The 24,030-nt window shown below is 62.9% G+C and carries 19 protein-coding genes; 8 read left to right on the top strand and 11 right to left on the bottom strand.

The annotated features are described in order from the left end of the window. Positions 1–60 precede the first annotated feature (60 nt). The gene (locus GRF61_RS00175) at positions 61–702 is read right to left on the bottom strand and encodes an RluA family pseudouridine synthase (RefSeq protein ID WP_169148727.1); all 642 of its coding nucleotides are present in this window, start codon (positions 700–702) and stop codon (positions 61–63) included. A 212-nt stretch (positions 703–914) separates the two neighbouring features. On the opposite strand from GRF61_RS00175, the gene GRF61_RS00170 reads away from it, so the two are divergent. Together GRF61_RS00170 and GRF61_RS00165 are read left to right on the top strand one after the other, a co-directional pair. Beyond that, on the top strand, positions 915–1,367 hold the full coding sequence (locus tag GRF61_RS00170; protein ID WP_169148726.1) for a YaiI/YqxD family protein: 453 nt from the start codon (positions 915–917) through the stop codon (positions 1,365–1,367). Between the two features lie 108 nt (positions 1,368–1,475). After that, positions 1,476–1,865 (top strand): GNAT family N-acetyltransferase, encoded by a 390-nt coding sequence (locus GRF61_RS00165; RefSeq protein ID WP_348982322.1) that lies wholly within the window; start codon positions 1,476–1,478, stop codon positions 1,863–1,865. Between the two features lie 56 nt (positions 1,866–1,921). On the opposite strand, the gene GRF61_RS00160 is transcribed toward GRF61_RS00165, so the two are convergent. After that, complete coding sequence (locus GRF61_RS00160) at positions 1,922–2,530, bottom strand: type I restriction endonuclease (RefSeq protein ID WP_211165646.1); 609 nt, start codon at positions 2,528–2,530, stop codon at positions 1,922–1,924. Positions 2,531–2,561: 31 nt separating this feature from the next. Here GRF61_RS00160 and GRF61_RS24510 point away from each other — a divergent pair, with 31 nt between their 5' ends. Beyond that, positions 2,562–2,759 (top strand): hypothetical protein, encoded by a 198-nt coding sequence (locus GRF61_RS24510; protein ID WP_211165645.1) that lies wholly within the window; start codon positions 2,562–2,564, stop codon positions 2,757–2,759. Positions 2,760–2,822: 63 nt separating this feature from the next. Here the strand turns inward: GRF61_RS24510 and GRF61_RS00155 are convergent, their stop codons facing one another. The 7 genes from GRF61_RS00155 to dnaA form a co-directional block, all read right to left on the bottom strand. Beyond that, a complete protein-coding gene (locus tag GRF61_RS00155; protein WP_169148725.1) occupies positions 2,823–4,328 on the bottom strand; it encodes a hypothetical protein in 1,506 nt (501 codons plus the stop codon). Positions 4,329–4,510: 182 nt separating this feature from the next. Next, on the bottom strand, positions 4,511–6,058 hold the full coding sequence (locus tag GRF61_RS00150; protein ID WP_169148724.1) for a hypothetical protein: 1,548 nt from the start codon (positions 6,056–6,058) through the stop codon (positions 4,511–4,513). Then, the gene (locus GRF61_RS00145; RefSeq protein WP_169148723.1) at positions 6,055–7,455 is read right to left on the bottom strand and encodes a toll/interleukin-1 receptor domain-containing protein; all 1,401 of its coding nucleotides are present in this window, start codon (positions 7,453–7,455) and stop codon (positions 6,055–6,057) included. Before GRF61_RS00145 ends, GRF61_RS00150 begins: the two co-directional genes overlap by 4 nt. 240 nt (positions 7,456–7,695) lie before the next feature. Beyond that, positions 7,696–12,252, bottom strand: coding sequence for an AAA domain-containing protein (locus GRF61_RS00140; protein ID WP_169148722.1), 4,557 nt, complete (start codon positions 12,250–12,252; stop codon positions 7,696–7,698). Between the two features lie 377 nt (positions 12,253–12,629). Further along, complete coding sequence (gyrB, locus tag GRF61_RS00135; RefSeq protein WP_169148721.1) at positions 12,630–15,119, bottom strand: DNA topoisomerase (ATP-hydrolyzing) subunit B; 2,490 nt, start codon at positions 15,117–15,119, stop codon at positions 12,630–12,632. A 176-nt stretch (positions 15,120–15,295) separates the two neighbouring features. Then, positions 15,296–16,408 (bottom strand): DNA polymerase III subunit beta, encoded by a 1,113-nt coding sequence (gene dnaN / locus GRF61_RS00130; RefSeq protein WP_169148720.1) that lies wholly within the window; start codon positions 16,406–16,408, stop codon positions 15,296–15,298. A gap of 41 nt (positions 16,409–16,449) precedes the next feature. Then, the gene (gene dnaA / locus GRF61_RS00125; RefSeq protein WP_348982321.1) at positions 16,450–17,937 is read right to left on the bottom strand and encodes a chromosomal replication initiator protein DnaA; all 1,488 of its coding nucleotides are present in this window, start codon (positions 17,935–17,937) and stop codon (positions 16,450–16,452) included. Between the two features lie 292 nt (positions 17,938–18,229). Between dnaA and rpmH the strand changes: the two genes are divergently transcribed. The 5 genes from rpmH to mnmE are packed head-to-tail and all read left to right on the top strand — an operon-like array spanning position 18,230 to position 21,937. Next, a complete protein-coding gene (gene rpmH, locus GRF61_RS00120) occupies positions 18,230–18,364 on the top strand; it encodes a 50S ribosomal protein L34 (protein ID WP_002926183.1) in 135 nt (44 codons plus the stop codon). Then, on the top strand, positions 18,324–18,728 hold the full coding sequence (gene rnpA, locus GRF61_RS00115) for a ribonuclease P protein component (RefSeq protein ID WP_342773529.1): 405 nt from the start codon (positions 18,324–18,326) through the stop codon (positions 18,726–18,728). The genes rpmH and rnpA overlap by 41 nt, the downstream gene beginning before the upstream one ends. Beyond that, the gene (gene yidD / locus GRF61_RS00110; RefSeq protein ID WP_133594944.1) at positions 18,725–18,934 is read left to right on the top strand and encodes a membrane protein insertion efficiency factor YidD; all 210 of its coding nucleotides are present in this window, start codon (positions 18,725–18,727) and stop codon (positions 18,932–18,934) included. The genes rnpA and yidD overlap by 4 nt, the downstream gene beginning before the upstream one ends. Before the next feature lie 26 nt (positions 18,935–18,960). After that, entirely contained in the window at positions 18,961–20,616 is a 1,656-nt protein-coding gene (gene yidC / locus GRF61_RS00105) for a membrane protein insertase YidC (RefSeq protein WP_169148718.1), read from the top strand. After that, on the top strand, positions 20,585–21,937 hold the full coding sequence (gene mnmE / locus GRF61_RS00100) for a tRNA uridine-5-carboxymethylaminomethyl(34) synthesis GTPase MnmE (RefSeq protein ID WP_169148717.1): 1,353 nt from the start codon (positions 20,585–20,587) through the stop codon (positions 21,935–21,937). Before yidC ends, mnmE begins: the two co-directional genes overlap by 32 nt. Before the next feature lie 33 nt (positions 21,938–21,970). Here mnmE and GRF61_RS00095 read toward each other — a convergent pair whose 3' ends face one another. Then, on the bottom strand, positions 21,971–22,531 hold the full coding sequence (locus tag GRF61_RS00095; RefSeq protein WP_169148716.1) for a flavin reductase family protein: 561 nt from the start codon (positions 22,529–22,531) through the stop codon (positions 21,971–21,973). Beyond that, positions 22,528–23,889, bottom strand: coding sequence for an MFS transporter (locus tag GRF61_RS00090; protein WP_169148715.1), 1,362 nt, complete (start codon positions 23,887–23,889; stop codon positions 22,528–22,530). The genes GRF61_RS00095 and GRF61_RS00090 overlap by 4 nt, the downstream gene beginning before the upstream one ends. Positions 23,890–24,030 lie beyond the last annotated feature (141 nt).

The raw sequence follows: 24,030 nt of genomic DNA, 5'->3' as shown, positions 1-24,030 counted from the left end.
CCTCACTTCAGCCCCATCGCTTCCGTACCGGGGTGGCGCGGCCGCCCTCCGCCAGTCCAGTCAGAACGGCGCCGGGCTGCTGAACTGCATCGGCGTGCGTTTTTCCGGGTGGATGAAGCTGATCGCGGTCGCGTGCAGGCACATCCGTTCGGAGTGCGCTGCCAGTTCGGGCGGGGCGTAGAGCGGGTCGCCGACGATGGGGTGGCCGAGGGCCTGCAGATGCACCCGTAGCTGGTGGGAGCGGCCGGTGAGGGGCTTCAGCGTGAGGCGGGTGGTGGCGGAGTCGCCCGCGCCTTGGCGGCTGTCCACCGTGTAGCGGGTGAGGGCGCTGCGGCCTGCGGCGTGGTCTACCCGCTGGCGCGGGCGATTGTCCGGGTCGGGGCCCAGCGGCAGGGCGATCTCGCCGCTGTCGGCGGCGACATGGCCGTAGACGCGGGCGATGTAAGTTTTGCCTATCACCCGCTGTTCGAAGGCGAGGCTGAGCCGGCGCAGCATCTCCAGCCCGCGCGCCAGCAGCACCAGGCCGGAGGTGGCGGCGTCCAGGCGATGGACGATGAGCGCGTCCGGGTATTGCGCCTGTACCAGCGTCACCAGGCTGTCGCGCTGGGCGGCAGCGCCACCCGCGGGCACCGACAGCAGCCCGGCGGGCTTGTCGGCGACGATCAGGGCCTCGTCGACATGGAGAAGGGCGAGCTCGGGCATCGGCGGGAGAGGCGTGGCGTGGCGAGGCGGCGGATTCTACGTTGCGGTGGCGTACCCGGCGAGGCACACGGCGCCCCGCCGGGTACGCCAGGGCGACCGCTGCTGCAAGGCCCGGCCGGCGCCTTTGCCCTCCGCCGCCTTCCCGTCGCACAATGCCGGCCCCGCCTGCGCAATGCCGGCGGCCCCCACTCCACCCGCACACAAGGCGCGCCATGCACATCTGGGTCGATGCCGACGCCTGCCCCGGCGTCATCAAGGACATCCTGTTCCGCTCCGCCGAGCGCACCGGCTACCCGCTCACGCTGGTCGCCAACCAGTTCCTGCGCGTGCCCTCATTTCCCCACGTCCGCATGATCCAGGTGCCCGGCGGCTTCGACGAGGCGGACAAGTACATCGTCGCCAACGTGCAGGCCGGCGAACTGGTGATCACCGCCGACATCCCGCTGGCCGCCGACGTCGTCGCCAAGGATGCCCACGCCCTCTCGCCGCGCGGCGAGCTCTACGGCAAGGAGAACATCCGCGAGTTGCTGGACATGCGCAACTTCATGGACACCCTGCGCAGCAGCGGCATGGAAACCGGCGGCCCACCCAAGTTCTCCACCGCCGATCGCCAGGCCTTCGCCAACCGCCTGGACGGCCTGCTGCGCAGGACCGCCCGGCGCTGAGCGGCGGCCCGGCCAGCCGGCCCCAGCACGATCCTGCTCATCCGCAAGGCCACGCCCGCCGACATCCCGGCGCTGTTCGAGATCCGCAGCAGCGTGAGGGAGAACCGCATGTCCCGCGCCGAACTCGCCGCCCTCGGCATCACGCGGGCGACGCTGGCAGACATGCTGGCCGGCGACGGCCGCGGCTGGGTGGCGGAAGCGTCTGGCCAAGTCCTCGCCTTCGCCATGGCCAATGCCGCCCAGGCCACCGTATTCGCCCTCTTCGTCCATCCCGACCACGAAGGCCGTGGCCTGGGCCGCCGGTTGATGGCAGAGGCGGAGCGCTGGCTGTTCGCGTGCGGCTGCGCGGAAATCTGGCTGGTGACCGACAGCAACCGGGAGGTGCGTGCGAACGGCTTCTATCGGCGGCTGGGCTGGCTGGAGGGCGGGATGGAGGAAGACGGGCAGGTGAGGTTCATCAAGCGCCAGCCGGCGGTGGGTTTATGTGCGGGCCGGTGAGCTCGCGCGGGCCTTGAGCGATTCATAGAGTTGCGCTGGCCCGAGCAGGATGTCTTTCAGCCCCTCGCGTAGGCGGTGGCGAAGCCCTGGGGGTTCGGCGCGTTGCCCGCCCCGCCCGCGTTGCCACGGTTGAAGGGCAGGAAGAAGCTATCCTTGCCGGCCAGCCGGGTGCTCATCATCACCTCGGACTGGCTCACCGCGAAGTGCACCAGCGCCCCGCCGGGGAAGCCCAGCAGCGGCTCCAGCATGCCGCCCTTGGGCTGCGGGTGGCGGTCGTAGCGGTACTGGTCGTCCGCATCCCGCACGCTCTGGGTGAAGTTGCTCTTCAGTTCGGCCGTGGCCACCGCGATGCCATTGAGGAAGAGCACCAGATCCAGCGCTTCCTTCGGGTTGTTGGGCGAGTGACACACCTGGCGCACCACGCGCAGGCGGTTGGCGGCGTACTTCGCCTGGGTTGCAGGGTTGATGGCCAGTGCCGGCTTGAACTGCGCCAGCATCAGCGGCTCCTTCAGCCCCAGCATTTCCACGCCCCGGCGCAGCACATCCAGCGTGCCGCGGTCCGGCAGGTTCAGGCTCTTGCGCATGCGCTCGGCCAGCACCTGCGGCAGGGCTGCGCCGTGGGTCTTGGTGAGCCGCTGGAAGCTCTCTGGCTGCGTCTCTTCCACCCAGGCCAGAAGGTCGGGCAGGAAGAGGCCGTTGGCGCGGTCGAACTGTGCCGCATTGCCTTCGGGCGTACAGCCAGCCGTTGGCCGCGAGGTGGGCGCAGATTTCGGCTTCGAAGTGGTGTTCCTGATGCAGATCCATCAACACATCTCCCTCAAGCGCGCCAACACCACACCGGCACGCTCCGGCTTTGCGATCAGGCCGGGCAAGACATCAAGAAAAGCGCTCTGAGTTAGCAGGCCTGCTTCTTCCCTTAACTCCTGACTTCGCCAAGTTAAGGAAAAGTTGTTTCCCTTAACTTACACTGAGTGGGTGGCGGAGGAAGTGTTGCTGCAATGTGTCAGCCACGGCCTTCTCCTTGAAACGGTTTGCGACCGCCAAAACATCCTGCCCGTTTTTCCATCGAATCGGAAATTTTGTACGCCTTTTCTGTTCAGCATGAAGTAGCTGGAGGGCTTCTTCAGTAAATGTCCCCGAGGTCCAAAGTTCGAACGAAATGGTTGCTTCGCTGAAGCGCTCTTGCGTCCGCAAATACGCCTGCATCACAGCCACTTTGCCCAACCAAACACGAACATCCTCATCCGTAATAAATCCGCCGGGCTCCTTGCCTTTGCATTCGATTGCTGTGCATTCAGCATTCATTGCCGCAACCTTGAGGACATCAATATCGGCTTGCTTACCACTCCCCGGGTCCTTTGCACGGACACCCATGCTGATAGAAACGGAGTCGCGGCGCACAAGATATGCCGCCAGCAGCTCAAACAGTGGGCCTCTCAAATTCCTCGCTCGACCTTCAATTTCACTCAGGCTACTGACCAGCCTTGTTAGGCGCTCAGGAGAGTCCGCAGAAGCATATGAAGCCGCACGATTCAATGTCTGTACCAAGGACTTCAGGCCATCACCAACGGCGCGTCCAAAAAGCCTACTTGGTGTTGCCATCATTATTCCTGCTGCATGACCAGTAGTAAGTGCGGGGCCTGTGAAGCCGTCTGCTACTAGAATCGGAAAAACGCTCCCTCCTGTTAGCGTTGCATGAAGAGCATGTGCTTTCCTGATGAAATATCGAACCTGATGCTCATCAAGAATCCCCTCAGAAAATACGTCCGCTACCATGAAGCCAAGAGGCCGATTTCCTTTTGTTCCACGCCGAAGAGGCAAGAGGTAACTAGGGCCAGCTAGGTCAAATTTGAATTGCTGGATTGGCTCAAGACCTTCCTCGCCGCGAATGCGAATCTGGTTGTACGACGCCGTTCCTATGTTCTTTGCCCATTCTCTTAGTCCATCTAGAATGACTCCCTCTGCAATCCCACGAGCGCGAATACCGTCGATGTCGGCATAGCCAATTTCAGCGCGCGCAATAGCTACAATGGACTGGTCATTGTTATCAAGATTAATGCTCAGCAAACCTGCTGAAACCAAACGCTCTAAAGCAGTTTCAGCTGTGACTTGCTTTTTGACAGGGCGCTCTGTGGCACCGCTTATCACTGAAAATTCCTGACGGCTGACTGCGCCACGCCGAGCCAGAACACCGTCTAAAGCGATGCCATATACCGAGCCAGTAGTGCGAAGAGCATTATGCAGCGCCTGCCAGAATCTCTCTTCCTTGCGCTGCTTCTCGAGGTAAATGAACCCCGCCCCTTTTGGAAACAAGGGAACTGGAAATGTGCGAACGGGAGGTTGTTTTCTAGACAACCGCTTACGTGCAGCATCAGACGATATTCCTTGCGTAGTCAGCCAGGATGCAACTTCTGAAGTCAGGTGCGGCCCTTCGGATTCGAGGTAGTCACTGATACTTAGCATGGTAGGTGTGTCACACAGCTTAATTTATAACCAATACTACCCACTTCCGGTCTGTTTTTTTGTTGTTCAGATAGGTTGAATAAATTCAATGAGTTAAGAAGTGATTTTGGAAAAATTTCTCTATCCTCATGTCCAGAAACGTGTCCAACGGCTGGACCGAATGGCCGGAACCTATGGCGTACCTAGATGTAGAACTTGAATGGCAGCATCGGCTCGTGGTTTTGAGGTGCTGCGACCAAGATGTCACCGATGGCATCCGCAAATCGGATAGTTACTGGCGACCGGTCGTTAAAAAGACACGTATTGAAGTTGATTTTGGACAACGCCAACACATCGCGCAGTACCGTTTCAAGCTCAACTTCCCCACGGCGGATACTCACCTGCATGGGATTTGGGGTGTCGGGGCCCATATAAGTACCAAGCCGAGGCACAAATCCTGACGTCCACAAAAAGGCAGAGTTCTTGCTCGTTACCATTGCGGTTCCACGGATGACCGGATACTCGCCGGACCTGAAGAGCTTGAGATGGTCCCAGGCATCCGCAATCTGAACGCCGACAACATTCGTATTGGTGCCTTCACAGGCAGCCTCGAAGCCCGACCATTCGTCATCATTGAACGACGACTTGGCATGGATGAACAGTTCGGCCGGTTCACGCCCATGTTTGCGTTTGTACTCTGCAAGCACAGTACCGGCTAAGCGCGTGGCTGAAGCAGAATCGAGATGGTATTGCTTCGTGTCGGGATGAAACCACGGGCCAAGAGCGCCACGAAAAACCACTCCCTCACCGTCGGACAAAAACATTTGTGCGGCACACACAGAGTGGCGAGAAGCGTCTTCTTCAGTCTGTTTCTTGTAGACAAGGCCAACATAACAGACTCCCGGCCTCATGGACGCTATCTGCCAAGGTCGCCCACCACTCTTGTAGTACGAGCCGGAGCACAGCTTCCACGCAAGGGTGGCGGGGTCTTCTACTTGGCGTTTCGGCTGACCATTCGCCTTCAGAAAGTCTCCCGGCGCAAGAGTGCTTTCCCTCACTAGCTGCGTCACCACCTTGTGGTCCAGAAGGCGCGACTTTAGCTGCCGCCTGAAATTCTTCTCGTACTTGTAGACCTCTGCTTCTTCCTCGGCGTCACCGAACAATGTGGGCTGAGTCGTCAGTTTCAGAGCATCCCGCTCCCTCAGCAGTACCTTACCGGCGACCCGTTCTGACTTCGGTACCACCGATTGCGGTCGTCCGAGTTCGTAGATGAACTCGGGAATAACGACATACCAGAAGCTGGGAGGGTCTTCATCCCTTCGCTGCACGTCGATAAGGCGCTCCACATAAACATCTACAACTGCCTTAATGGCTTCATGACGGTTTGCGATATGAATGCGCCTATGTAGGTCATTTTCGTCGATGTCATCGATGACGTAACTGGGCGTTGCGGACCATACAGAATGAAAAGCTTCCGAGAAGCCCGGGAAAGGAACGTGGTGCGGTTCGATAAGTTTCGCCCCTCGCCGCGGAGGAGGCGCCGATATGAACGACGACACCTCTGTTGCCCAGCGGCTGAATCGCTCTAATCCGATTTTTGTCCCGATGAAACCATAGCGGATGGGGCGCGGGTTCTGCACAGCATCAACCGGGCCATACAGATAAAGGCCATCACGCGAATACTCTAGTTCTTGACCGTAGCGAAACTCCAACCGTGGTTCGTCAATATAGACAAGCTTAGGGCGACTCATTGTTCGTCCTCCCCAGCCCCATCGTCGCTCCAACTTTCCGGCGGAATGTCTGGGTCGTCCTCGTCAATTGGAATCTCTTCACCCTCAAGAACCGTGACTGGACAGCTGAATTGCATGGGAGGCACAGCAAGCGACAAAAACTCGTCGGCTGCGACTGACAATCGAAGCTCCGATTTTCCTTCAGACAGCCACCACAGGTATGCACAAAGCATGTCTCGCCAGCGCGCATTGCGCCATCCCTTGGCAAACGACCGCCGCAAGGTGTGCGAGCGCTTGGAGTCTTCAATTGCATCTAGACCGTTCTGGCTGAATACCAGGCGCGGCGATAAACGCAGGTGCCATAGGGGAGAAGCGCGAAGTTGCGCATTCAGTGCATAGTGCCAGTGGACCCCGCGTTTGCCAGAGTGTCCGACGATTTGGCGGGACCCACGTCGAAAATTCCAGTCAAACCGCACTTGGCCAATCGGTGCCGATTTGATGTCACCCCACCAACTAAGGCGTTTGTTAGCCCCCAAGACCCCCTTCAGCCCTCTGGTCTTACAGAAGGCATCAAACGCTTGGCTTCCGAGGTCCGAGTACATTCGTTTCGAATGGTATGCATCGATTCCGTATTCGGGCCACCCGTCCTGCAGAAATTTCGCCGTCGAAATCGAGCCCATTTCCTTAGCAGGTAGCTCCGGACCAAGACTTCCATCGCCGTCAGGCTTCGAAAATGTAATGACGCCAGTGCGAAACGGCACCACAGGAAACTTATGGCACAACCGATTTTGGAAGGGCTCCAAGGGCACGCCGACGGGCGCTTCGCAATAGCGGACGAGGTCAGGCTGATTTACCACCTCCAGCCAGTTAGAAACCAGCGGTTCCGAACGTTCGACGAGTTTGTCTGAACCCACTGTATGCGCCACGAGCCATGTATCCATCGCACCAGGAGTAGCTTGGGGAATGCCTTGGTCGCGAAGTAGCGCAACCAACTCGGCAAGTCCGCGTGCCCAGCTCGCCTTGAAGTCTATGTACTGTGCATGCGCGATTCGAAACGGAGCGTCGTAGGCTTCTAGCCTGAGTGGGATGATGAAGGCTGCGTCATCGAGCTTCTTGGACAGGTCGATGCCAATTTCAATTTCATTCCGAACACCTTGCTTTTCCAAGCCATTTGGCGTGCAGACCAAGAGCATCTTGACCGCTCTCTTTCTCAGCGCTGCTTCGAGTTCGCGGGCCCAGTCGATGCCTCCGTGCAAACGCATGACGTCAGCCCAGACCTCGTAGCCCATAGCTGTGAGCTTGGCGCCCAACCACCGTACGAAATGATTGTCCTCCGGCGTGGCATGGGAGATGAACAACGCAGTGCGGCTGGGTTCGGGAAGTTTGCCGTCTTCGGTATCCACATCGTGTGTAGCCATACAGCGATTCTCTCCTTAAGCTGACAAGCTTGTACCTAGGCTATTTGGCCGAAGAAATTGTCGAAAATAGTGCCGATGCGAAGGGCTGGAATATCGACCGACATCCCAATACAGAACCCGGAGAACTTGAAGCGCACGGCGCCGAACTTCACTCTGCGAGATAAGCGGGGACCCATACGTCCCCTTGATGTTTGTTGTACCCTTCGGTCGAGGGCTTTTTTTGACGGCATAGGGTGGGGTTCACGCTCTAGTTGAAGCAATGGCCGCCTCCAATGCGTCGACCACTGGGTCATTTGCAGCTTTCGCAGCCTGCTCAGCTCGCCACGTGCGAGTCTCGACAAGAGACGGAATGCGCTCGATAGCACCAATTGGCTCGATTCCCATGGCAGCCAATCGGTCGAGCAAGTCCCGCAGCACTTCATCCTTTCGAAGCGACCAGGTCGAAGCGAAGCAGCGCCAGAACACCCATCCGGCCCGCTCCAACACGCGCTGCCTGCTCATGTCGGCGGCCCAGCGGTCCGGCCCGTGGAACTCGTCTCCGTCGCACTCGATGGCTAAGCGACAGTCGTCCGCGCCCTCCACCACCATGTCGATGCGGAACGAGCCCGCTTTGACTTGTGGCACGACGCGATAGCCCCGACTAAACAGCGCGGTGTAGACCTCTTTCTCGAAGCCCGATTCGCAATCGTCGATGAGGCTCGTGGTCTCTTCGATGCTTCCGTCCAGGGGCTTGGTGAAGTGCTCCAGCATCCCGCGACGCAGGTCCAGATGGGAGAGGTCTGCCAGTTGGACGGAGCGCACGAGGTACATGCGGTCTCGCGCCCGACTAGCCGCGACGTTGAATCGCTGTTCGAAGGTATTGCCGGACAACGCCTTGCAGTTCCCCGGGTCAACGACCATGGAAAGGAACATGATGTCCCGCTCGCTCCCCTGAAACAGTCGCGCATCTCCGCATTCAAACTTACGGTGCAGCAGCTCCATGGCGCTCACGCGAGAGCGAACCAGCGTGTCAATGTGCTTCGCCTGGTCCGGACCCAGCAGCGACACAACACCAATCGTCCTTCCGGCAAACTTCGGGTCAGAGACCAGCGCGGCAATTTCTTCGGAGATAGCCAGGGCCTCGAGACGGTTCTCATCCTTGACTCCGCGCTTGCCACCTTCGACGTAGATGTCAATCAGCGGCGGGTCGAGGCGCTCAGAGGCCTTAGGGATACGCAGCGGCTGAATGAACCCGTCGTAGAACCGATTGCTGTAGGCAATGATGGGCGGCACGCAGCGGAAGTGCTCCCGCAGCATCACCTTCTGGGCGGCAAACACCGTCGAGGCGACGTCGTAGAGGGACTTCTCAGGCGTCAGGACCGTGGCGAACGGCTGGTCGGACAGGAAGCGGTCCTTCAGCTCCTGGATGCGCACCGCTGACATAAAGCCTCCATCCGGAGAGACCTGCTTGTCGTCGCCAACTACCAGAATCTTCTTACCGCGCAAAACGGCCGGCAGCGCCCACAGGTCCGACTGGCTAGCCTCGTCCACGATGACCAGGTCGAAGCACCCCAGCTGCGATGGCAGCGTCTCCGAGACCTTTGCATGACTCATTACCCAGCATGGGACCGCGCCCTGTGCATCGTTCATCGCCTTCTGGGCGTCTCGTCGATGCCGGGTCGCATTGGGGCCGGTGCCCATTCCTATGCGCCGTACGGCCGTGCGGTAGGTTTCCAACGCCGACAGCACCTTCGGAGAAGCCCCCAGCTTGGTGGATAGCCAAGCTGACTTGGACACAAGGTCCTCGTACAGACGAGCCAAGCCTACTTCGAGGTCCCGCCGGCGCGCAGCCAGCGTTCGAAACTCCTCTCGGGCTTCTATGGAGTCCAAGTGGTTCTTGACCCGTGCCCAGTTCCAGGCGTCGCGCCACGTGGTCGGTATTGCCTTGTCATCGCCGGAGGCCTCCACCGGAATGCTTCGAATACGCGCGGCCAGCTTCTGCCCACCAGCACGTTCGACTTGGCCTGCCAGCTGGTTGACCACAGAGAGGTCGTGGGCGAGGCCTTCAATGCGACGAACCTCACTAACCAGCTCTGCATACTGCGCCACAGCGCGTTCAACCGGCAGACGCGCAGCACCGAGGTCATTCTCGACGAAGACGCGCAACGCCTCTGAAGCCGGCCCGGAGGTTCCCGCGAGCTTTTCCTGAAGAGTCGCCAGTGAGGTAACCGCCTTGGCCAGGTCGGCACGCGTGAGATGGCAACGTAGATGTTGGTGCACCTCCGCGAGCTGTGCTGCGGACCCCTTCAGCTGTGCCGTCGGCACCTGAGCAAAAACGCGCTCGGCATGGGCCGGTAACTTGGCATCGAACTTCGTTGCTAGCTTGTGTGCCTTCAACGCGAGCGTCGTGACCTGCTCGATGTTGCGCAGGCTACTGACACCGCCGCGAACCGCCGGCATCGACAGCACTTCGGCGAACTCGTTCCAGCGAACACTGAAGGACAGCACCTGTGCATGGAGCTCGACGTAGCGCTGCACATGGCCCCAATCCTCCGCATTCACGGGGCTCAGGCCGGCAACCTTGATAGCCGCAACGTGCTCCTTCGCAGCACCAGCCCCAAACGCAATCATGGCGAACGGCTTGCCCGTGCTAGCACCGCGCGCAATGGCCTCTCGGGTCTTGACCGAGACGAGGGCTTCCTCGGGCGCTTCAACAGGACGCTTCAAGAACACCGCGCGCGCTTCAGTTAGGGCCTCGACCTCGCCGGCAAGCGCCTCCAAGGCTTCACGTTCGCTTTGGAATGTCGGCAAGCCACATTTCTTGCGAAGCTGGTCCGTCCAGACCTCGCCGGTTGCTTCAAGTTCATAGGCGAGCTGCTGAGCCTGCGCTACAAGGGCCAGGAGACTACGCGCACCATCAAGAACATCCGGTGTAGAAGCCCGAAGGGCAAGCAGGCGACCCTGAGCCTCGGTTTCTTCGATTTCCCGCATGTCGACCAAGGCCTGGTGCAGCTGGCCAACTTCTGCGGCTAATAGCAATCCTGCGCTCGAGGGCACGCGTGCGGAGGCATAGACCAGGTCCCGGCCAAGGCGTCGTCTGGCTTCGCGAAGAGTCGCGGCCTGTTCGCCAGTCAGTGGCGGGGCATTATCCGGAATGAGCGAAATGGTGTCATTGAACCAACCATACTGCTCATTACCATGGAGCACGAGCTCGGCCATCTTCTGGGCTCGCATCGGGACGCCATCGACTTCAATGTCAGACAGCTGCGACTGAGCGATTTCATCGACACGGCGGTCGATGGCCGCGAGCTCTACGTGCGCGCGCTCGATGGCGCTCTGGAAAGTGCGAATCTGTTCCCGGACGACCTCTGGGTTCAACTGGGACACGTTGTGGATGATGGCTTCAATCGACGACTGGAACTGCCGCATCCCTTCGCGGTCACCAGCCAGCAATGCCACCGTTAGCGGCTGCACTTCCTTGGGAATCTTCGACTGCAGGACTTCAAGGGCCTGTTCGCCCTTCGAGGTCACGAGAACCTTCCGGCCAGTAGCCAAGTAATGGCAGATGATATTAGCGATGGTGTGGGTCTTACCTGTGCCCGGAGGCCCTTGCACCGCGACTCCATCGGAGCGCTCAAGCTGCTCAACGATGGTCACCTGCTCCTGGTTATACGGCAGGGGGAAGTACAGCTCACGCGGCTCACCCTTTGCGCAGCCGGTGTAGCCAGAAAGTCCCCGGAATGCCACCGGTTCGTAGACCATTTGCTGGTCCGACGGAGGTGTAACCAAGGCCAGCGGGCCGAGCGGAATCTCGCAGTTGGCAGCAAGACGCCCCTTGAGGCGCTGGATGTCTTCGTGCAAGTAGTTGTTCGGCCGAGGGCGGGAAAGGACCGCCCAGCAGTCACTAACCTGCAGTTCATCGGTCGGTGTCGGGAACGTTTTGGCATCGTTCATGAACCGGCCCTTTTCATGCAGGTTCCCAGCGACCAACTTCAGCAGATGTTCGTAACTGCCAGGGTCAAACGGAGTTACGGGGCGGTCAACTCCCTTGGCAAGGGCCTCACGTGCTGCGCGCTCAACGTCTGCCGTGCTTGAGAGTTGGCAGGCAGAGAATGCATCGAATTCGAAGCGCGGGTCGACAGACCTAGGGCGCAGCACAATGGCCAGCGTCGTCTCGTCTAAGGCCAGTTCCATAGCCTGGGTCAGAAGCGGGTACAGGAAGTCGACCCGCGTGCTGCCGGCTCGCTCCTCGTAGTTCAGTTTCCAGGCGGCAATGCCTACACCCCAAACCAGCTCGTGCGGCTTGGCGGTCTCTTCTGATTCCAACTGGTGCTTGATGGCGAACAGGTCGCCGTAGAGGGAAATTGTTTTGCGGCGCGGAATCTCGCCCGCCGCCCAAGCTGACCACAGGGGCGCGTACTGCGCCAAAATTTCTTGGGCCGAGGACCGCCACCGAGCTTCGACTGTAGGCATTTGGTCCGCGAGCTTCGTCTGGCTTTCCGCCAAGATGCGGCTTTTAAGCGTTGTCTCGTCAATCCGCGGCACGGCACCTTCTGGGTTGTCACTGACGACGATGACTCCCTTCCACTGTTCCGCGGGTAACGCCGGCGGAGCCTTCGCCTCTAGCCGTGCCACGCGCATCCAAATATGGTCGCCATCCAGCTTGATGTCGAAATCAACGCGAGGAAGTCCTTGAAGGTCTGACTGCCTCTTCAGAAAGCCCTTGTAGCCCTGTAGCTTGAAGCCACGAGGGTCGATTTCTTTGTCTTGCTCCAAGACGTAGTCTAGGAGTTTGTTCAGCAAGCTGTTTGGGCTCATCAGCCCTCCTATTTATGACGCGCTGGTCCATTTTTTCTATGGATGGCGAGGTAAGCAAATTACATTTGATGCGTTGACCGTCAATGCTCGGGTCATCGGCCTCAATAGGTACGACCCAGGATTGGAAGGCTTTGAGAATAAGTTTTTTGTAATAACAATGCTGTACGAAAAACCAATTCAAAAATGCCTCGACGCTGTGCGAATTCCGCTCAGGCGGGCAAGTAAAAAGCAAACGGCCACCCAAGGTGGCCGTTTATTTGTTCTACCGGACGCCAGACTGCTCAAATGCCAGCCTTGCTATCGAAAAGCGGAAATTCATAGTTTTCTCGGTTTATGCGTCCGTTTTTCTCAGGTTATGCATTCACCTACAACAAGCCTCACACATCGATGTTCTGCGCATACAGCGCATTGCTTTCGATGAACGCCCGGCGCGGTTCGACGTTATCCCCCATCAGCGTGGTGAAGATCTCGTCGGCGGCGATGGCGTCGTCGATCTGCACGCGCAGCAGGCGGCGCACGGCGGGGTCCATGGTGGTTTCCCACAGCTGCTCGGGGTTCATTTCGCCCAGGCCTTTGTAGCGCTGCTTGCTGAGGCCGCGTTCGACTTCGTTGAGCAGCCAGCCGATGGCGTCGGCGAAGCGGGTGACGCTCTGGCGCTTTTCGCCGCGGCGGATTTCGGCGCCGGTGCCGATGAGGCCGGCGATGGAGGCGCTGGCGGTGCGGATGCTGCGGTAGTCGCCGGAGACGAGGAAGGCTTGCTCGATCCAGCCGAACTTGAGGTTGCCGTGGTGCAGGCGCTCGACGGTGAGGCGCCAGGCTTCGGTTTCCTCATGGTATTCGGCGTAGATGCGCAGGCCTTCCGGCAGCTGCGGCTGGATGCGTGCGGCGGAGGCGCGGGCGGCGGCTTCGTCGTCCAGGCTGATCTCGATGTCGTGGGCGAGCATGGCCTGCAGCACTTCGGGGTCGATGTAGCTGGCGAGGCGGCGGATGACGGCTTCGGCGAGCAGGTAGCTGCGGGCGAGGCCGCCGAGGGCTTCGTCGACGATGGGGTCGGCGCCTTCACGCGGGGTGAGGGCGGCGCCGTCCAGGGCGAGCTTGAGCAGGTGGCCGTTGAGCTCGTGGTCGTCCTTGATGTAGAGCTCCGTCTTGCCATGCTTGATCTTGTACAGGGGCGGCTGGGCGATGTAGATGTGGCCGCGCTCCACCAGTTCGGGCATCTGGCGGTAGAAGAAGGTGAGCAGCAGGGTGCGGATGTGGGCGCCGTCCACGTCGGCGTCGGTCATCAGGATGATGCGGTGGTAGCGCAGCTTCTCGGGCTTGTAGTCATCCTTGCCGATGCTGGTGCCGAGCGCGGTGATGAGGGTGGCGATTTCCTGGCTTTGCAGCAGCTTGTCGAAGCGGGCTTTCTCGACGTTGAGGATCTTGCCCTTGAGCGGCAGGATCGCCTGGAACTTGCGGTCGCGGCCCTGCTTGGCGGAGCCGCCGGCGGAGTCACCCTCGACGAGGTAGAGCTCGCACAGGGAGGGATCCTTCTCCTGGCAGTCGGCGAGCTTGCCGGGCAGGCCGACGCCGTCGAGCACGCCCTTGCGGCGGGTCATTTCGCGGGCCTTGCGGGCGGCGTCGCGGGCGCGGGCGGCTTCGACGATCTTGTTGCAGATGGTCTTGGCGTCGAGCGGGTTCTCGAGCAGGAAGTCGGAGAGCTTGTTGGCGACGACTTCTTCGACCGCCGGGCGGGCTTCGGAGGAGACCAGCTTCATCTTGGTCTGGCTGGCGAACTTGGGGTCCGGCATCTTGACCGACAGCACGCAGGCGAGGCCTTCACGCATGTCGTCGCCGGTGATGTCCACCTTGGCCTTCTTGGCGATCTCGTTCTCTTCGATGTACTTGTTGATGACGCGGGTCATCGCGGCGCGCAGGCCGGTGAGGTGGGTGCCGCCGTCGGCCTGCGGGATGTTGTTGGTGTAGCAGAGAACCTGTTCGGCGTAGGAGTCGTTCCACTGCATGGCGACTTCGACCGAGAGTTCGGCTTCGCCGGCGCCGGTGGGGATGCGGGTGTTGCCGGCCGCGTAGAAGACGTTGGGATGCAGGACGGTCTTGGTGCGGTTGATGTACTCGACGAAGCCCCTCACGCCGCCGGCGAAGGCGAAGTCTTCTTCCTTGCCGGTGCGCTGGTCGACCAGGCGGATCTTGACGCCGTTGTTGAGGAAGGAGAGTTCGCGCAGGCGCTTGGCGAGGATCTCGTAGTGATACTCGACGGTGCCGAAGATTTCCTCGTCGGCCAGGTAGTGCACTTCAGTGCCACGCTTGCTGGTTTCGCCGAGCACCTTGAGCGGGCTGACCTCGACGCCGTCCACCACATCGATGACGCGGTCCTGCGGGGCGCCGCGGTTGAACTCCATGAAGTGCTTCTTGCCGTCGCGGCGGATGGTGAGGCGCAGCCACTTGGAGAGCGCGTTCACGCAGGAGACGCCGACGCCGTGCAGGCCGCCAGACACCTTGTAGCTGTTCTGGTTGAACTTGCCGCCGGCGTGCAGTACGCACATGACGATTTCGGCCGCGGAGCGCTTGGGCTCGTGCTTGTCGTCCATCTTGACGCCGACCGGGATGCCGCGGCCGTTGTCGGTGACGGAGATGGAGTTGTCGGCGTGGATGGTGATGACGATGTCGTCGCAGTGGCCGGCCAGAGCTTCGTCGATGGCGTTGTCCACCACTTCGAACACCATGTGGTGCAGGCCGGTGCCGTCGGAAGTGTCGCCGATGTACATGCCGGGGCGTTTCCGCACCGCTTCCAGGCCTTCGAGCTGCTGAATGCTGGATTCGTCGTAGTCGTTGCCGGCGGGGGCGGGCGTGTTTTGCGGTTCGGACATGGTCATCTCGGGTAATTCAAAAAGAACGCTTGCTGCTGGGACAACAAAGTTGCGGCGGGAAGGGGCGCAGAAACCGTGGCGAGCCCGCCCTGGCTGGCCGGCGCAGCCCAGCCGTGCTGTCGTACGGCGGGCAATGCGGAGACGGGACGGGCGGGCGCAGGTTTATGCGCTCTTCCTCAGATGCGCATCGGCATCACGACGTACTTGAACTGCTCGTTGCCGGGCAGGGTGATGAGGGCGCTGGAGTTGCCGTCGTTGAAGCGCCATTCCACCGTTTCGGAGGAAAGGTTGTTCAGCACGTCGAGCAGGTAGGTGACGTTGAAGCCGATGTCCAGCGTGTCGCCGTGATAGTCGATCTCCAGCTCGTCCTGCGCTTCTTCCTGTTCGGAGTTGGAACTGATGACCTTGAGCGCGCCTTCGCCCAGGACCAGGCGCACGCCGCGGAACTTCTCGTTGGTGAGAATGGCGGCGCGCTGCAACGAGGCCAGCAGCGGCAGGCGCTCGAAGGTGACGAGCTTGGGGTGGTTCTGCGGGATCACGCGCTCGTAGTCGGGGAACTTGCCGTCGATGAGCTTGGTGACGAGTTCGATGGGGCCGAAGCGGAACACCGCCTGGTTGCCGGCGAGGATGATTTCCAGCGGGTCGTCACTGTCGGCGAGCTGGCGGGCCAGCTCCAGCACGGTCTTGCGCGGCAGGATGGCTTCGGTGCGCTGGCCTTCGGGCGCCGGCACGGCGAGGTCGCTGGCGGCGTAGGCGAGGCGGTGGCCGTCGGTGGCGACCATGCGCAGCTCGCTGCCGTCGGCGATCAGCAGCAGGCCGTTGAGGTAGTAGCGGATGTCCTGCTGCGCCATGGAGTAGGACACCTGGGCGAGCTGGCGCTTGAAGGTGCGCTGCGGCACGGTGAGGCGCACGGCGTCGCCGTCGGGCAGGTTCATGCGCGGGTAGTCGGCCGCCGGCAGGGTCTGCAGCTGGAAGCGGCTCTTGCCGGCCTTCACCGTGAGGCGCTTGTCGTCCAGGGTGAGGTTGATGTCGGTGTCCGGCAGGGCGCGCAGGATGTCCTGCAGCTTGCGCGCGCCGACGGTGATGGCGGTGTCTTCGCCGCCGATGTGGCCGCCGGTGGTGGTGCGGATCTGGATCTCGATGTCGGTGGCCAGCAGGGTGAGCTGGTCACCGTGCTTCTCGATCAGCACGTTGGACAGGATGGGCAGGGTGTGGCGCTTTTCGACGATGCCGGCAACCGACTGCAGCGGAGCGAGGAGCGCATCGCGGGTAGTGTTGAGCAGGAGCATGGCGTCAGGTGGAAAAGTGGTTGATCGGGAAGTCGTGAGGCTCAGCCGCGCAGCACCTGGGTGAGCACGTGTACATCATGGTTCAGCTGGTGGTCGGCCAGGCGCAGTTCGGTGATGGTGCGGCAGGCGTGCAGTACGGTGGTATGGTCGCGGCCGCCGAAGGCTTCGCCGATGGCGGGCAGCGACATCGGCGTGAGTTCCTTGGCGAGCCACATGGCCACCTGGCGCGGCCGCGCGATGACGCGGGTGCGCTTCTTGGAATGCATGTCGGCGACCTTGATTTTGTAGTAGTCGGCCACCGTCTTCTGGATGTGCTCGATGGAGAGCTGGCGGTTGTGGGCGTTGAGCAGATCCTTCAGCGCATCCTTGGCCACTTCCAGCGAGATGCCGCGGCCGTGGAAGCGGGCGTAGGCCACCACCTTGTTCAGCGCGCCTTCGAGCTCGCGCACGTTGGAGCGCAGGTTCTTGGCGATGAGGAAGGCGACGTCGTCGTCCACTTCCACCCGCAGCGCCTCGGCCTTCTTCTTCAGGATGGCCACCCGCATTTCCAGTTCGGGCGGCTCGATCTGCACGGTGAGACCCCAGTCGAAGCGGGAAATCAGCCGGTCTTCCAGGCCCTGGATGTCCTTGGGGTAGGTGTCGCAGGTGATGACGATCTGCTTGCGCGCCTCGGTGAGGGCGTTGAAGGCGTGGAAGAACTCTTCCTGGGTCCGGTTCTTGTTGTTGAAGAACTGGATGTCGTCGATCAGCAGCAGGTCCAGCGAGCGGTAGTAGCGCTTGAAGGCGTCGAAGCTCTTCTGCTGGTAGGCGCGCACCACGTCGGCGTAGTAGTCCTCGACGTGTACATAGCGGATCACCGCGCGCGGGTTCTGCCGGTACACCGCGTTGCCGATGGCGTGGATCAGGTGGGTCTTGCCCAGGCCGACGCCGCCATAGACGAACAGCGGGTTGTAGGAGGTGCCGGGGTTCTGCGCCACCTGCATGGCCGCCGCGCGGGCGAGATCGTTGGCACGGCCGGTGACCAGGGTGTCGAAGGTGAAGTCGGCGTTGAGGCGGGTCTTGTCGTAGGCGAGGTCGGCCGGAGACGAGGGTTCGGGTTCGCTGGGACGCACCAGGACCGCAGGCGCGGCAGCGGCCGGCGGCATGGCGGCGCTGCGGCTTTCCCGCTGCGGGGCTTCCGCGCTGGTCGCGCTTGCGCTGGCGGGGGCCTGGCTGCCATTGTTTCCGCTGCCGTTCATCGGCGCGGCGGTGGCCGGCTTCACCGTGCGCGCGGCACCTGGCGCGGGCAGCTGCAGATCCAGCTGCAAGGGCATGGCGTGGAATTCTTCACCCAGTTCGCTGATCCGGCGCAGGTAGCGCTCGCGCACCCATTGCAGGACGAAACGGTTGGGCGCGGTGAGGGTGAGGGCGGGGCCGTCGTCGCACTGGCCCTCGCTGGCATGCAGCGTCTTGATCCAGGTATTGAACTGCTGTTGCGGCAGTTCCTGTTCAAGGCGCGACAGGCAGAAGGACCAGAAATCTTGATTCACGGAGCGGACGGTTTGTGTTTGCGACACGATACTCGAAAAACACGCCCGCCCCGCGCCGGTAGGGCGCTGGACAGGCGGGCTGGCAGCCGGATGGCTTGTTGTCGGATGTGCTTGCCGGGCGGCGGTGTGGGCTCGTGGCCCGATCGCCCCTCCTTGCTTCGGCGAAGCGCGCAAGCAGGGGATTCTACCTCCGGGGGGCGGACTTATCCACAGCCCCGGGGAAAAATTGTTCTTGACAAACATGGGATTATCAAATTAAATCCCGCGTTTGACCTCACACCGGTAGCCGATCATGAAACGCACTTACCAACCCTCCGTCGTCCGTCGCAAGCGCACTCACGGTTTCCTGGTCCGCATGAAGACCCGTGGCGGTCGTGCGGTGATCCGTGCCCGTCGTGCCAAGGGCCGTCATCGCCTCGCCGTCTGAGGTGACGGAACCGGCGGGCGCCGACGAGCGATTCCGCAGCGCGTACAGATTGCACAAAACGGATGAGTTCTCATCCGTTTTTGCTTTTCGGCGGGCCCTGCGCGGCAAGTACTACATGCTGCACTACCGGCCCAACGATCTCGGCACCGCCCGCCTGGCGGTAGTGGTTGCCAAGAAGCTGGCCAAGCGCGCCAATGTGCGCAATCTGGTGAAGCGCATCGCGCGCGAGATCTTTCGCCGCGAACGCGTCAACCTGCCGGCCGCCGACCTCATCGCCCGCCTGCATGCGCCGGTGGCGCTGGCAACGCGGGCCGACCTCAACCGCGATCTGCGGCAATTGCTGGAGCGGCTGCCACGGCCATGAAGACTGTGCTGCTCGGTTTCCTGCGCTTCTATCGCTACGCCATCAGCCCGATGCTGGGGCGCAACTGCCGTTTCCACCCCAGCTGTTCCGAGTACGCGATCGAGGCCGTGCAGCGTCACGGCGCCTTGCGCGGCGGCTGGCTGGCCGCGCGCCGGGTGGGGCGATGCCATCCTTTTCACCCAGGCGGGTATGATCCCGTTCCCTGACCAACGTCCGCACGAACACGACCCCGATGGATCAACGCCGCCTCATCCTCTTCCTCGTCTTTGCCTTCTCCATCGTGATGCTGTGGGAAGGCTGGATCAAGCATAACCAGCCTGCTCCCGTCGCCCAAACCCCGGCAGCGTCCACTGCGGGAGACATCGGCGCGGTGCCGACGCCCAGCGCCGGCCTGGGTGCGACGCCCACGCCGGCCGTGCCGGGCGAGCAGGCCGCGCCCTCCGGCGCACCGCGCATGGTGGTCATCACCGATGCGGTGCGCGCCGAGATCTCCGCCAGCGGCGGCGACATCGTCCGCCTCGAGCTGGAAAACCACAAGGCGAGCGACGACAAGACGCGCAACTTCGTGCTGCTGGACGATGGTGGCCGCCACCTCTACAACGCCCAGACCGGCCTGATTGGCGACGGCCTGCCCAACCACAAGACGGTGTTCGAGCTGCCCGCCGCCGAGCTGGCGCTGAAGGACGGCGAGGACAGCCTGGTGGTGCGCCTGCAGGCGCCGGAGCAGAACGGCGTCAAGGTCACCAAGGTGATGACCTTCCGCCGCGGCAGCTACCTGGTGGACGTGGCCTACGAGATCGACAACGGTAGCGCTCAGGCGCTGGCGCCGCACGCCTACTTCCAGCTCACCCGCGACGGCCAGCCGGCCGAGCAGGTGCAGGCTTTCGGCGTGCATACCTTCACCGGCCCGGCTTTCTATACCGAGGCGGAGAAGTTCCACAAAGTCCAGTTCGAGGACATCGAGAAGAACAAGGCCAAGTTCCCCAAGAACGCCAGCGATGGCTGGGTGGCCATGGTGCAGCACTACTTCGTCGGCGCCTGGCTGCCGGCGGCTGGCGTGGAGCGCGAGTTCTTCGCTCGCAAGGTGGGCACCGACCTCTACTCCGCCGGCGTGATCCTGCCGGTGGCCGAGATCGCTCCGGGCGCCAGCGGCAAGGTGGATGCAAACCTCTATGTCGGTCCGCAGGAGCAGGACAAGCTGAAGGACATCGCGCCCGGCCTGGATCTGGTGGTGGACTACGGCTGGCTGACCGTGATCGCCGCGCCGCTGTTCTGGGTGCTGTCCTGGTTCCACCAGCTGACCGGCAACTGGGGCTGGGCCATCATCCTGGTCACCGTCACCATCAAGCTGCTGTTCTTCCCGCTGTCGGCCGCGAGCTACAAGTCCATGGCCAAGATGCGGGTGCTGGCGCCGCGCCTGCAGCGCATGAAGGAGCTGTACGGCAACGACAAGGCCAAGATGCAGCAGGAGATGATGAGTCTCTACCGCAACGAGAAGATCAACCCGCTCGGCGGCTGCCTGCCCATCCTGGTCCAGATCCCGGTGTTCATCGCCCTGTACTGGGTGCTGCTGGGCAGCGTCGAGATGCGCCACGCGCCGTGGCTGGGCTGGATCCAGGATCTGGCTGCGAAGGACCCCTACTTCATCCTGCCTGTCATCATGGGTGTTTCCATGCTGGTGCAGATGAAGCTCAACCCGACGCCGCCCGATCCCATCCAGGCCAAGGTGATGATGGCCATGCCCATCGTCTTCACCTTCATGTTCCTGTGGTTCCCGTCCGGCCTCGTGCTGTACTGGGTGGTGAACAACTGCCTGTCCATTGCCCAGCAATGGCAGATCACGCGGATGATCGAGGGTGGCAAGTCCGGCTCCGGCAAGCCTGCCTGACACCATCGCCGCCATCGCGACGGCGCCGGGCCGGGGAGGCATCGGCGTCGTTCGCGTCTCGGGCACCGGCCTCGCCGGCTTCGCCCGCGCGCTCACCGGGCGCGAGCCCCGGCCGCGCATCGCCGCCTTCGCCCGCTTCCTGGATGGCGAAGGCGAAGCGATGGACGAAGGCCTGCTGCTCTACTTCCCTGGTCCCGCTTCCTTCACCGGCGAGGACGTCATCGAACTCCAGGGCCACGGCGGCCCGGTGGTCATGCAGATGCTGCTGGACCGCTGCCTCGCCCTTGGCGCCCGCCTCGCCCAGCCGGGCGAATTCACCCGCCGCGCTTTCCTCAACGGCAAGCTGGACCTCGCCCAGGCCGAGAGCGTCGCCGACCTGATCGAGGCTTCCACCGCCGCCGCCGCGCGTTCCGCGGTGCGCTCCTTGTCCGGCCGCTTCTCGGAAGAGGTGCACCGCATCCGCGACGGCCTGATCGACCTGCGCATGCTGGTCGAGGCGACGCTGGATTTCCCGGAAGAGGAAATCGACTTCCTCGAGAAGGCGAGGGCGCTGCCGCGGCTGGCCGCCATCCGCGCCGACCTCGAAGGCGTGCTCGACCGTGCCCGCCAGGGCGCGCTGCTGCGCAGCGGCCTCAACGTGGTGCTGGTGGGCGAGCCCAACGTCGGCAAATCCAGCCTGCTCAACCAGCTCGCCGGCGAGGAGCGCGCCATCGTCACCGACGTTGCCGGCACGACTCGCGACGCACTGCGCGAAACCATCCAGATCGAAGGCATCCCGCTGCACATCATCGACACCGCTGGCCTGCGCGACACCAGCGATGTGGTGGAGCAGATCGGCATCGCCCGCACCTGGCAGGAGATCGGCCGGGCCGACGTGATCCTGCGCCTGGTCGAGGCGGATGGCGCGCTGGGGGGCGAGGACATCGACGCCCGCCTGCCGGCCGGCGTGGAACGCATCGTGGTCGAGAACAAGATAGACCTGCATGGCCGCCTGCCCGGCCGGCGGGAGCAGGATGGCCGGGTGTGGCTGTCTCTTTCGGCCAAGCGCGGCGAAGGCGTGGCACTGCTGCGGCGCGAGCTGCTGCGGGTGGCCGGCTGGCACGCCCACGGCGAGGACGTGATCCTCGCCCGGGAGCGCCATCTGGGCGCCCTGCGCAGTGCGCTGACCCATGTGGAGACCGCGCCGGGCCAGGTGATGGCGCTGGAGCTGTTCGCAGAGGAGCTGCGGCTGGCCCACGACGCCCTGTCCGAGATCACCGGCGAGTTCACTGCCGACGATCTGCTGGGCGTGATCTTCTCCCGCTTCTGCATCGGCAAGTAAGCACTGGGTGGCGGCGCCGGCCACCCCTTCCCCCTACAGCATTTCCGGCTTGAACAGTCCCCTGCGGCTGATGATCTTGCCGGCGACCATGAAGACGCCGTCGCCGGTGTAGTGCAGCGTTTCCGGATGGGTCGGGGATTCGGCCACGTGCGCCTTCATCACTTCGAAGATGAAGAAGTTGTACTTCTCCACCAGGGCGTCGTCATGCAGCCTGCACTCGAAGCAGGCGTGGCATTCCTGGATCAGCGGCGCGCCGACCTTCTCGGCTGGCGCGGCGGTGAGCCCGAAGCGGGCGAACTTGTCGATCTGCGCGCCCGAGCTGTTGCCTATCTTCACCACGGTGTCGGTGAGCGCGGTGGTGGGCAGGTTGATCACGCATTCGCCGCTGTCGCGGATCATCCGGTGGCTGTGGTTGCCGGCGGAGATCATGCAGCCGACCAGGGAAGGGACGAACTCCAGCACTGTGTGCCAGCCCAGTGTCATGACATTGGTCTGGTCGCCGAGGCGGGAGGAGAGCAGCACGACGGGGCCGGGCTCGAGGTAGCGCCGGACTTCGCCGACCGGGAAATCCTTCTTGCGTGGGTGGGGACTCATGGGCGTTCTCCTGGCAGGGCGGCGGTTGTGGTGGGCCCGGACAAGAGGGGCTGCGGGGCCTCCAGGCGACCTTGTTGCCGGCCTAGCGTCCAGCCTGTGCCGGCCCACAGCAAGGCCAGCACCGCGCCCGCGGACATGGCCAGCGCCGGCTGCTCGGCGAGCAGGTCCAGCCCGCGTTTCAGCCAGCCGCTGAGGGCGTCGCCGCCGCGGTAGACGACGGTGTCGATGAAGTTCTTGCCCTTGTACTTCTCCTCGGGCGCGAGCACGGTGTAGAGCATTTCCCGGCCGGGGCGCACCAGGGCGTACTCACCCGCGCGGCGCACCACCATCACCACCACGAAGACGGCAAACACCGGTGCTGCCGCCAGCCACAGGAAGCCGGCGGCGATGATCAGCGGTACCGCGGTGAGCAGCACGCCTATGCCCAGCCGGTGGGCGATACGGCCGGTGAGGAAGAGCTGGGTGAGGATGGCCAGTGTCTGTACCACCGCGTCGATCAGGCCGAAGACCTGGGTCTGGCGGTTGCGGTCGGGGAAGGTCTCCGCGACGAGCCGCGCCTGCTCGAAGTAGAGGAAGGTGCTGACGCTGGACAGCAGCAGCACGAAAATCGCGATGCCGAGCAGATAGGGCGAGCGGAGCACTCCGGCCGCGCCGGTGAAGGGCTGGCCGCCGAGCGGGCGGTCCCGGGCCAGGTTCGCGGCTGCCTGGCTCTCGGCCTGTTCACCGGCCTGGAAGGGGTGGCGGTCGCGCCAGTGATGCAGCCAGCCGGCGGCAGCGGCGGAGGCGGTGAGGAGGAGGGCGGAGAGCAGCAGCAAGCCGGCATGGCCGAGGGGGGAGACCAGCAGGGCGCCGAGCAGCGGCCCGGCGAGTCCGCCCAGGCTGGCGCCGCCGGCGATGAGGGCGAACAGGCGCTTGGCCTGGTGGCTGCTGAAGACGTCCGCCATCATGCTCCAGGCCAGTGATACTGCCATCAGGTTGAACACCGAAAGCCAGATGTAGAAGCCGCGGGCCAGCCACAGCGCGTCCGGCCAGCGGGCGAGGCCGGCGGCAAAGGCCAGCAGGTTGAGCACGAAGAAGCCGTAGGTCCAGCGTGCGATCCGGCGGCGGGGAACGCGGGAGGCGAGCCAGCCGAACAGGGGCAGGGCGGCGAGGGTGGCCAGAAAGGTGCCGGTGAACAGCCATTGCAGGTTGTCCACGCCACCGGCGACTCCCATGGTTTCGCGCACCGGCCGCAACATGAAGTAGCCGGTGAAGAGCAGGAAGAACAGCAGCAGCCCGGCGAGCACTGCCGGCGTTTCGGCGGGCTCGAGATTGAAGAGGCGGGCGAGCGCGGGAGCGCGCTGGGCAGGCGGGGGCATCGGCGGACCTCGGCGGTTCTGTGGCTGACCGGTGAGCGAGGCAGGCGGTTCCGTGCGGGCGATCGGCTGCGGCTCGCAGGCCCGCGGACTGCGTGCCCGGCCGGGGGAGCGTGGAAGCCACGGGCCGTGTCCGGCATCCAC

This window comes from Azoarcus sp. TTM-91, assembly GCF_012911025.1.
GTDB lineage: Bacteria > Pseudomonadota > Gammaproteobacteria > Burkholderiales > Rhodocyclaceae > Azoarcus.
This window is presented reverse-complemented; position numbering and strand designations above follow the sequence as displayed.

Coding starts and splice junctions, on each gene's coding strand:
- GRF61_RS00175 (WP_169148727.1), bottom strand. CDS start 702: ATGCCCGAGCTCGCCCTTCTCCATGTCGACGAGGCCCTGATCGTCGCC.
- GRF61_RS00170 (WP_169148726.1), top strand. CDS start 915: ATGCACATCTGGGTCGATGCCGACGCCTGCCCCGGCGTCATCAAGGAC.
- GRF61_RS00165 (WP_348982322.1), top strand. CDS start 1,476: ATGTCCCGCGCCGAACTCGCCGCCCTCGGCATCACGCGGGCGACGCTG.
- GRF61_RS00155 (WP_169148725.1), bottom strand. CDS start 4,328: ATGCTAAGTATCAGTGACTACCTCGAATCCGAAGGGCCGCACCTGACT.
- GRF61_RS00150 (WP_169148724.1), bottom strand. CDS start 6,058: ATGAGTCGCCCTAAGCTTGTCTATATTGACGAACCACGGTTGGAGTTT.
- GRF61_RS00145 (WP_169148723.1), bottom strand. CDS start 7,455: ATGGCTACACACGATGTGGATACCGAAGACGGCAAACTTCCCGAACCC.
- GRF61_RS00140 (WP_169148722.1), bottom strand. CDS start 12,252: ATGAGCCCAAACAGCTTGCTGAACAAACTCCTAGACTACGTCTTGGAG.
- gyrB (WP_169148721.1), bottom strand. CDS start 15,119: ATGTCCGAACCGCAAAACACGCCCGCCCCCGCCGGCAACGACTACGAC.
- dnaN (WP_169148720.1), bottom strand. CDS start 16,408: ATGCTCCTGCTCAACACTACCCGCGATGCGCTCCTCGCTCCGCTGCAG.
- rpmH (WP_002926183.1), top strand. CDS start 18,230: ATGAAACGCACTTACCAACCCTCCGTCGTCCGTCGCAAGCGCACTCAC.
- yidD (WP_133594944.1), top strand. CDS start 18,725: ATGAAGACTGTGCTGCTCGGTTTCCTGCGCTTCTATCGCTACGCCATC.
- yidC (WP_169148718.1), top strand. CDS start 18,961: ATGGATCAACGCCGCCTCATCCTCTTCCTCGTCTTTGCCTTCTCCATC.
- GRF61_RS00095 (WP_169148716.1), bottom strand. CDS start 22,531: ATGAGTCCCCACCCACGCAAGAAGGATTTCCCGGTCGGCGAAGTCCGG.
- GRF61_RS00090 (WP_169148715.1), bottom strand. CDS start 23,889: ATGCCCCCGCCTGCCCAGCGCGCTCCCGCGCTCGCCCGCCTCTTCAAT.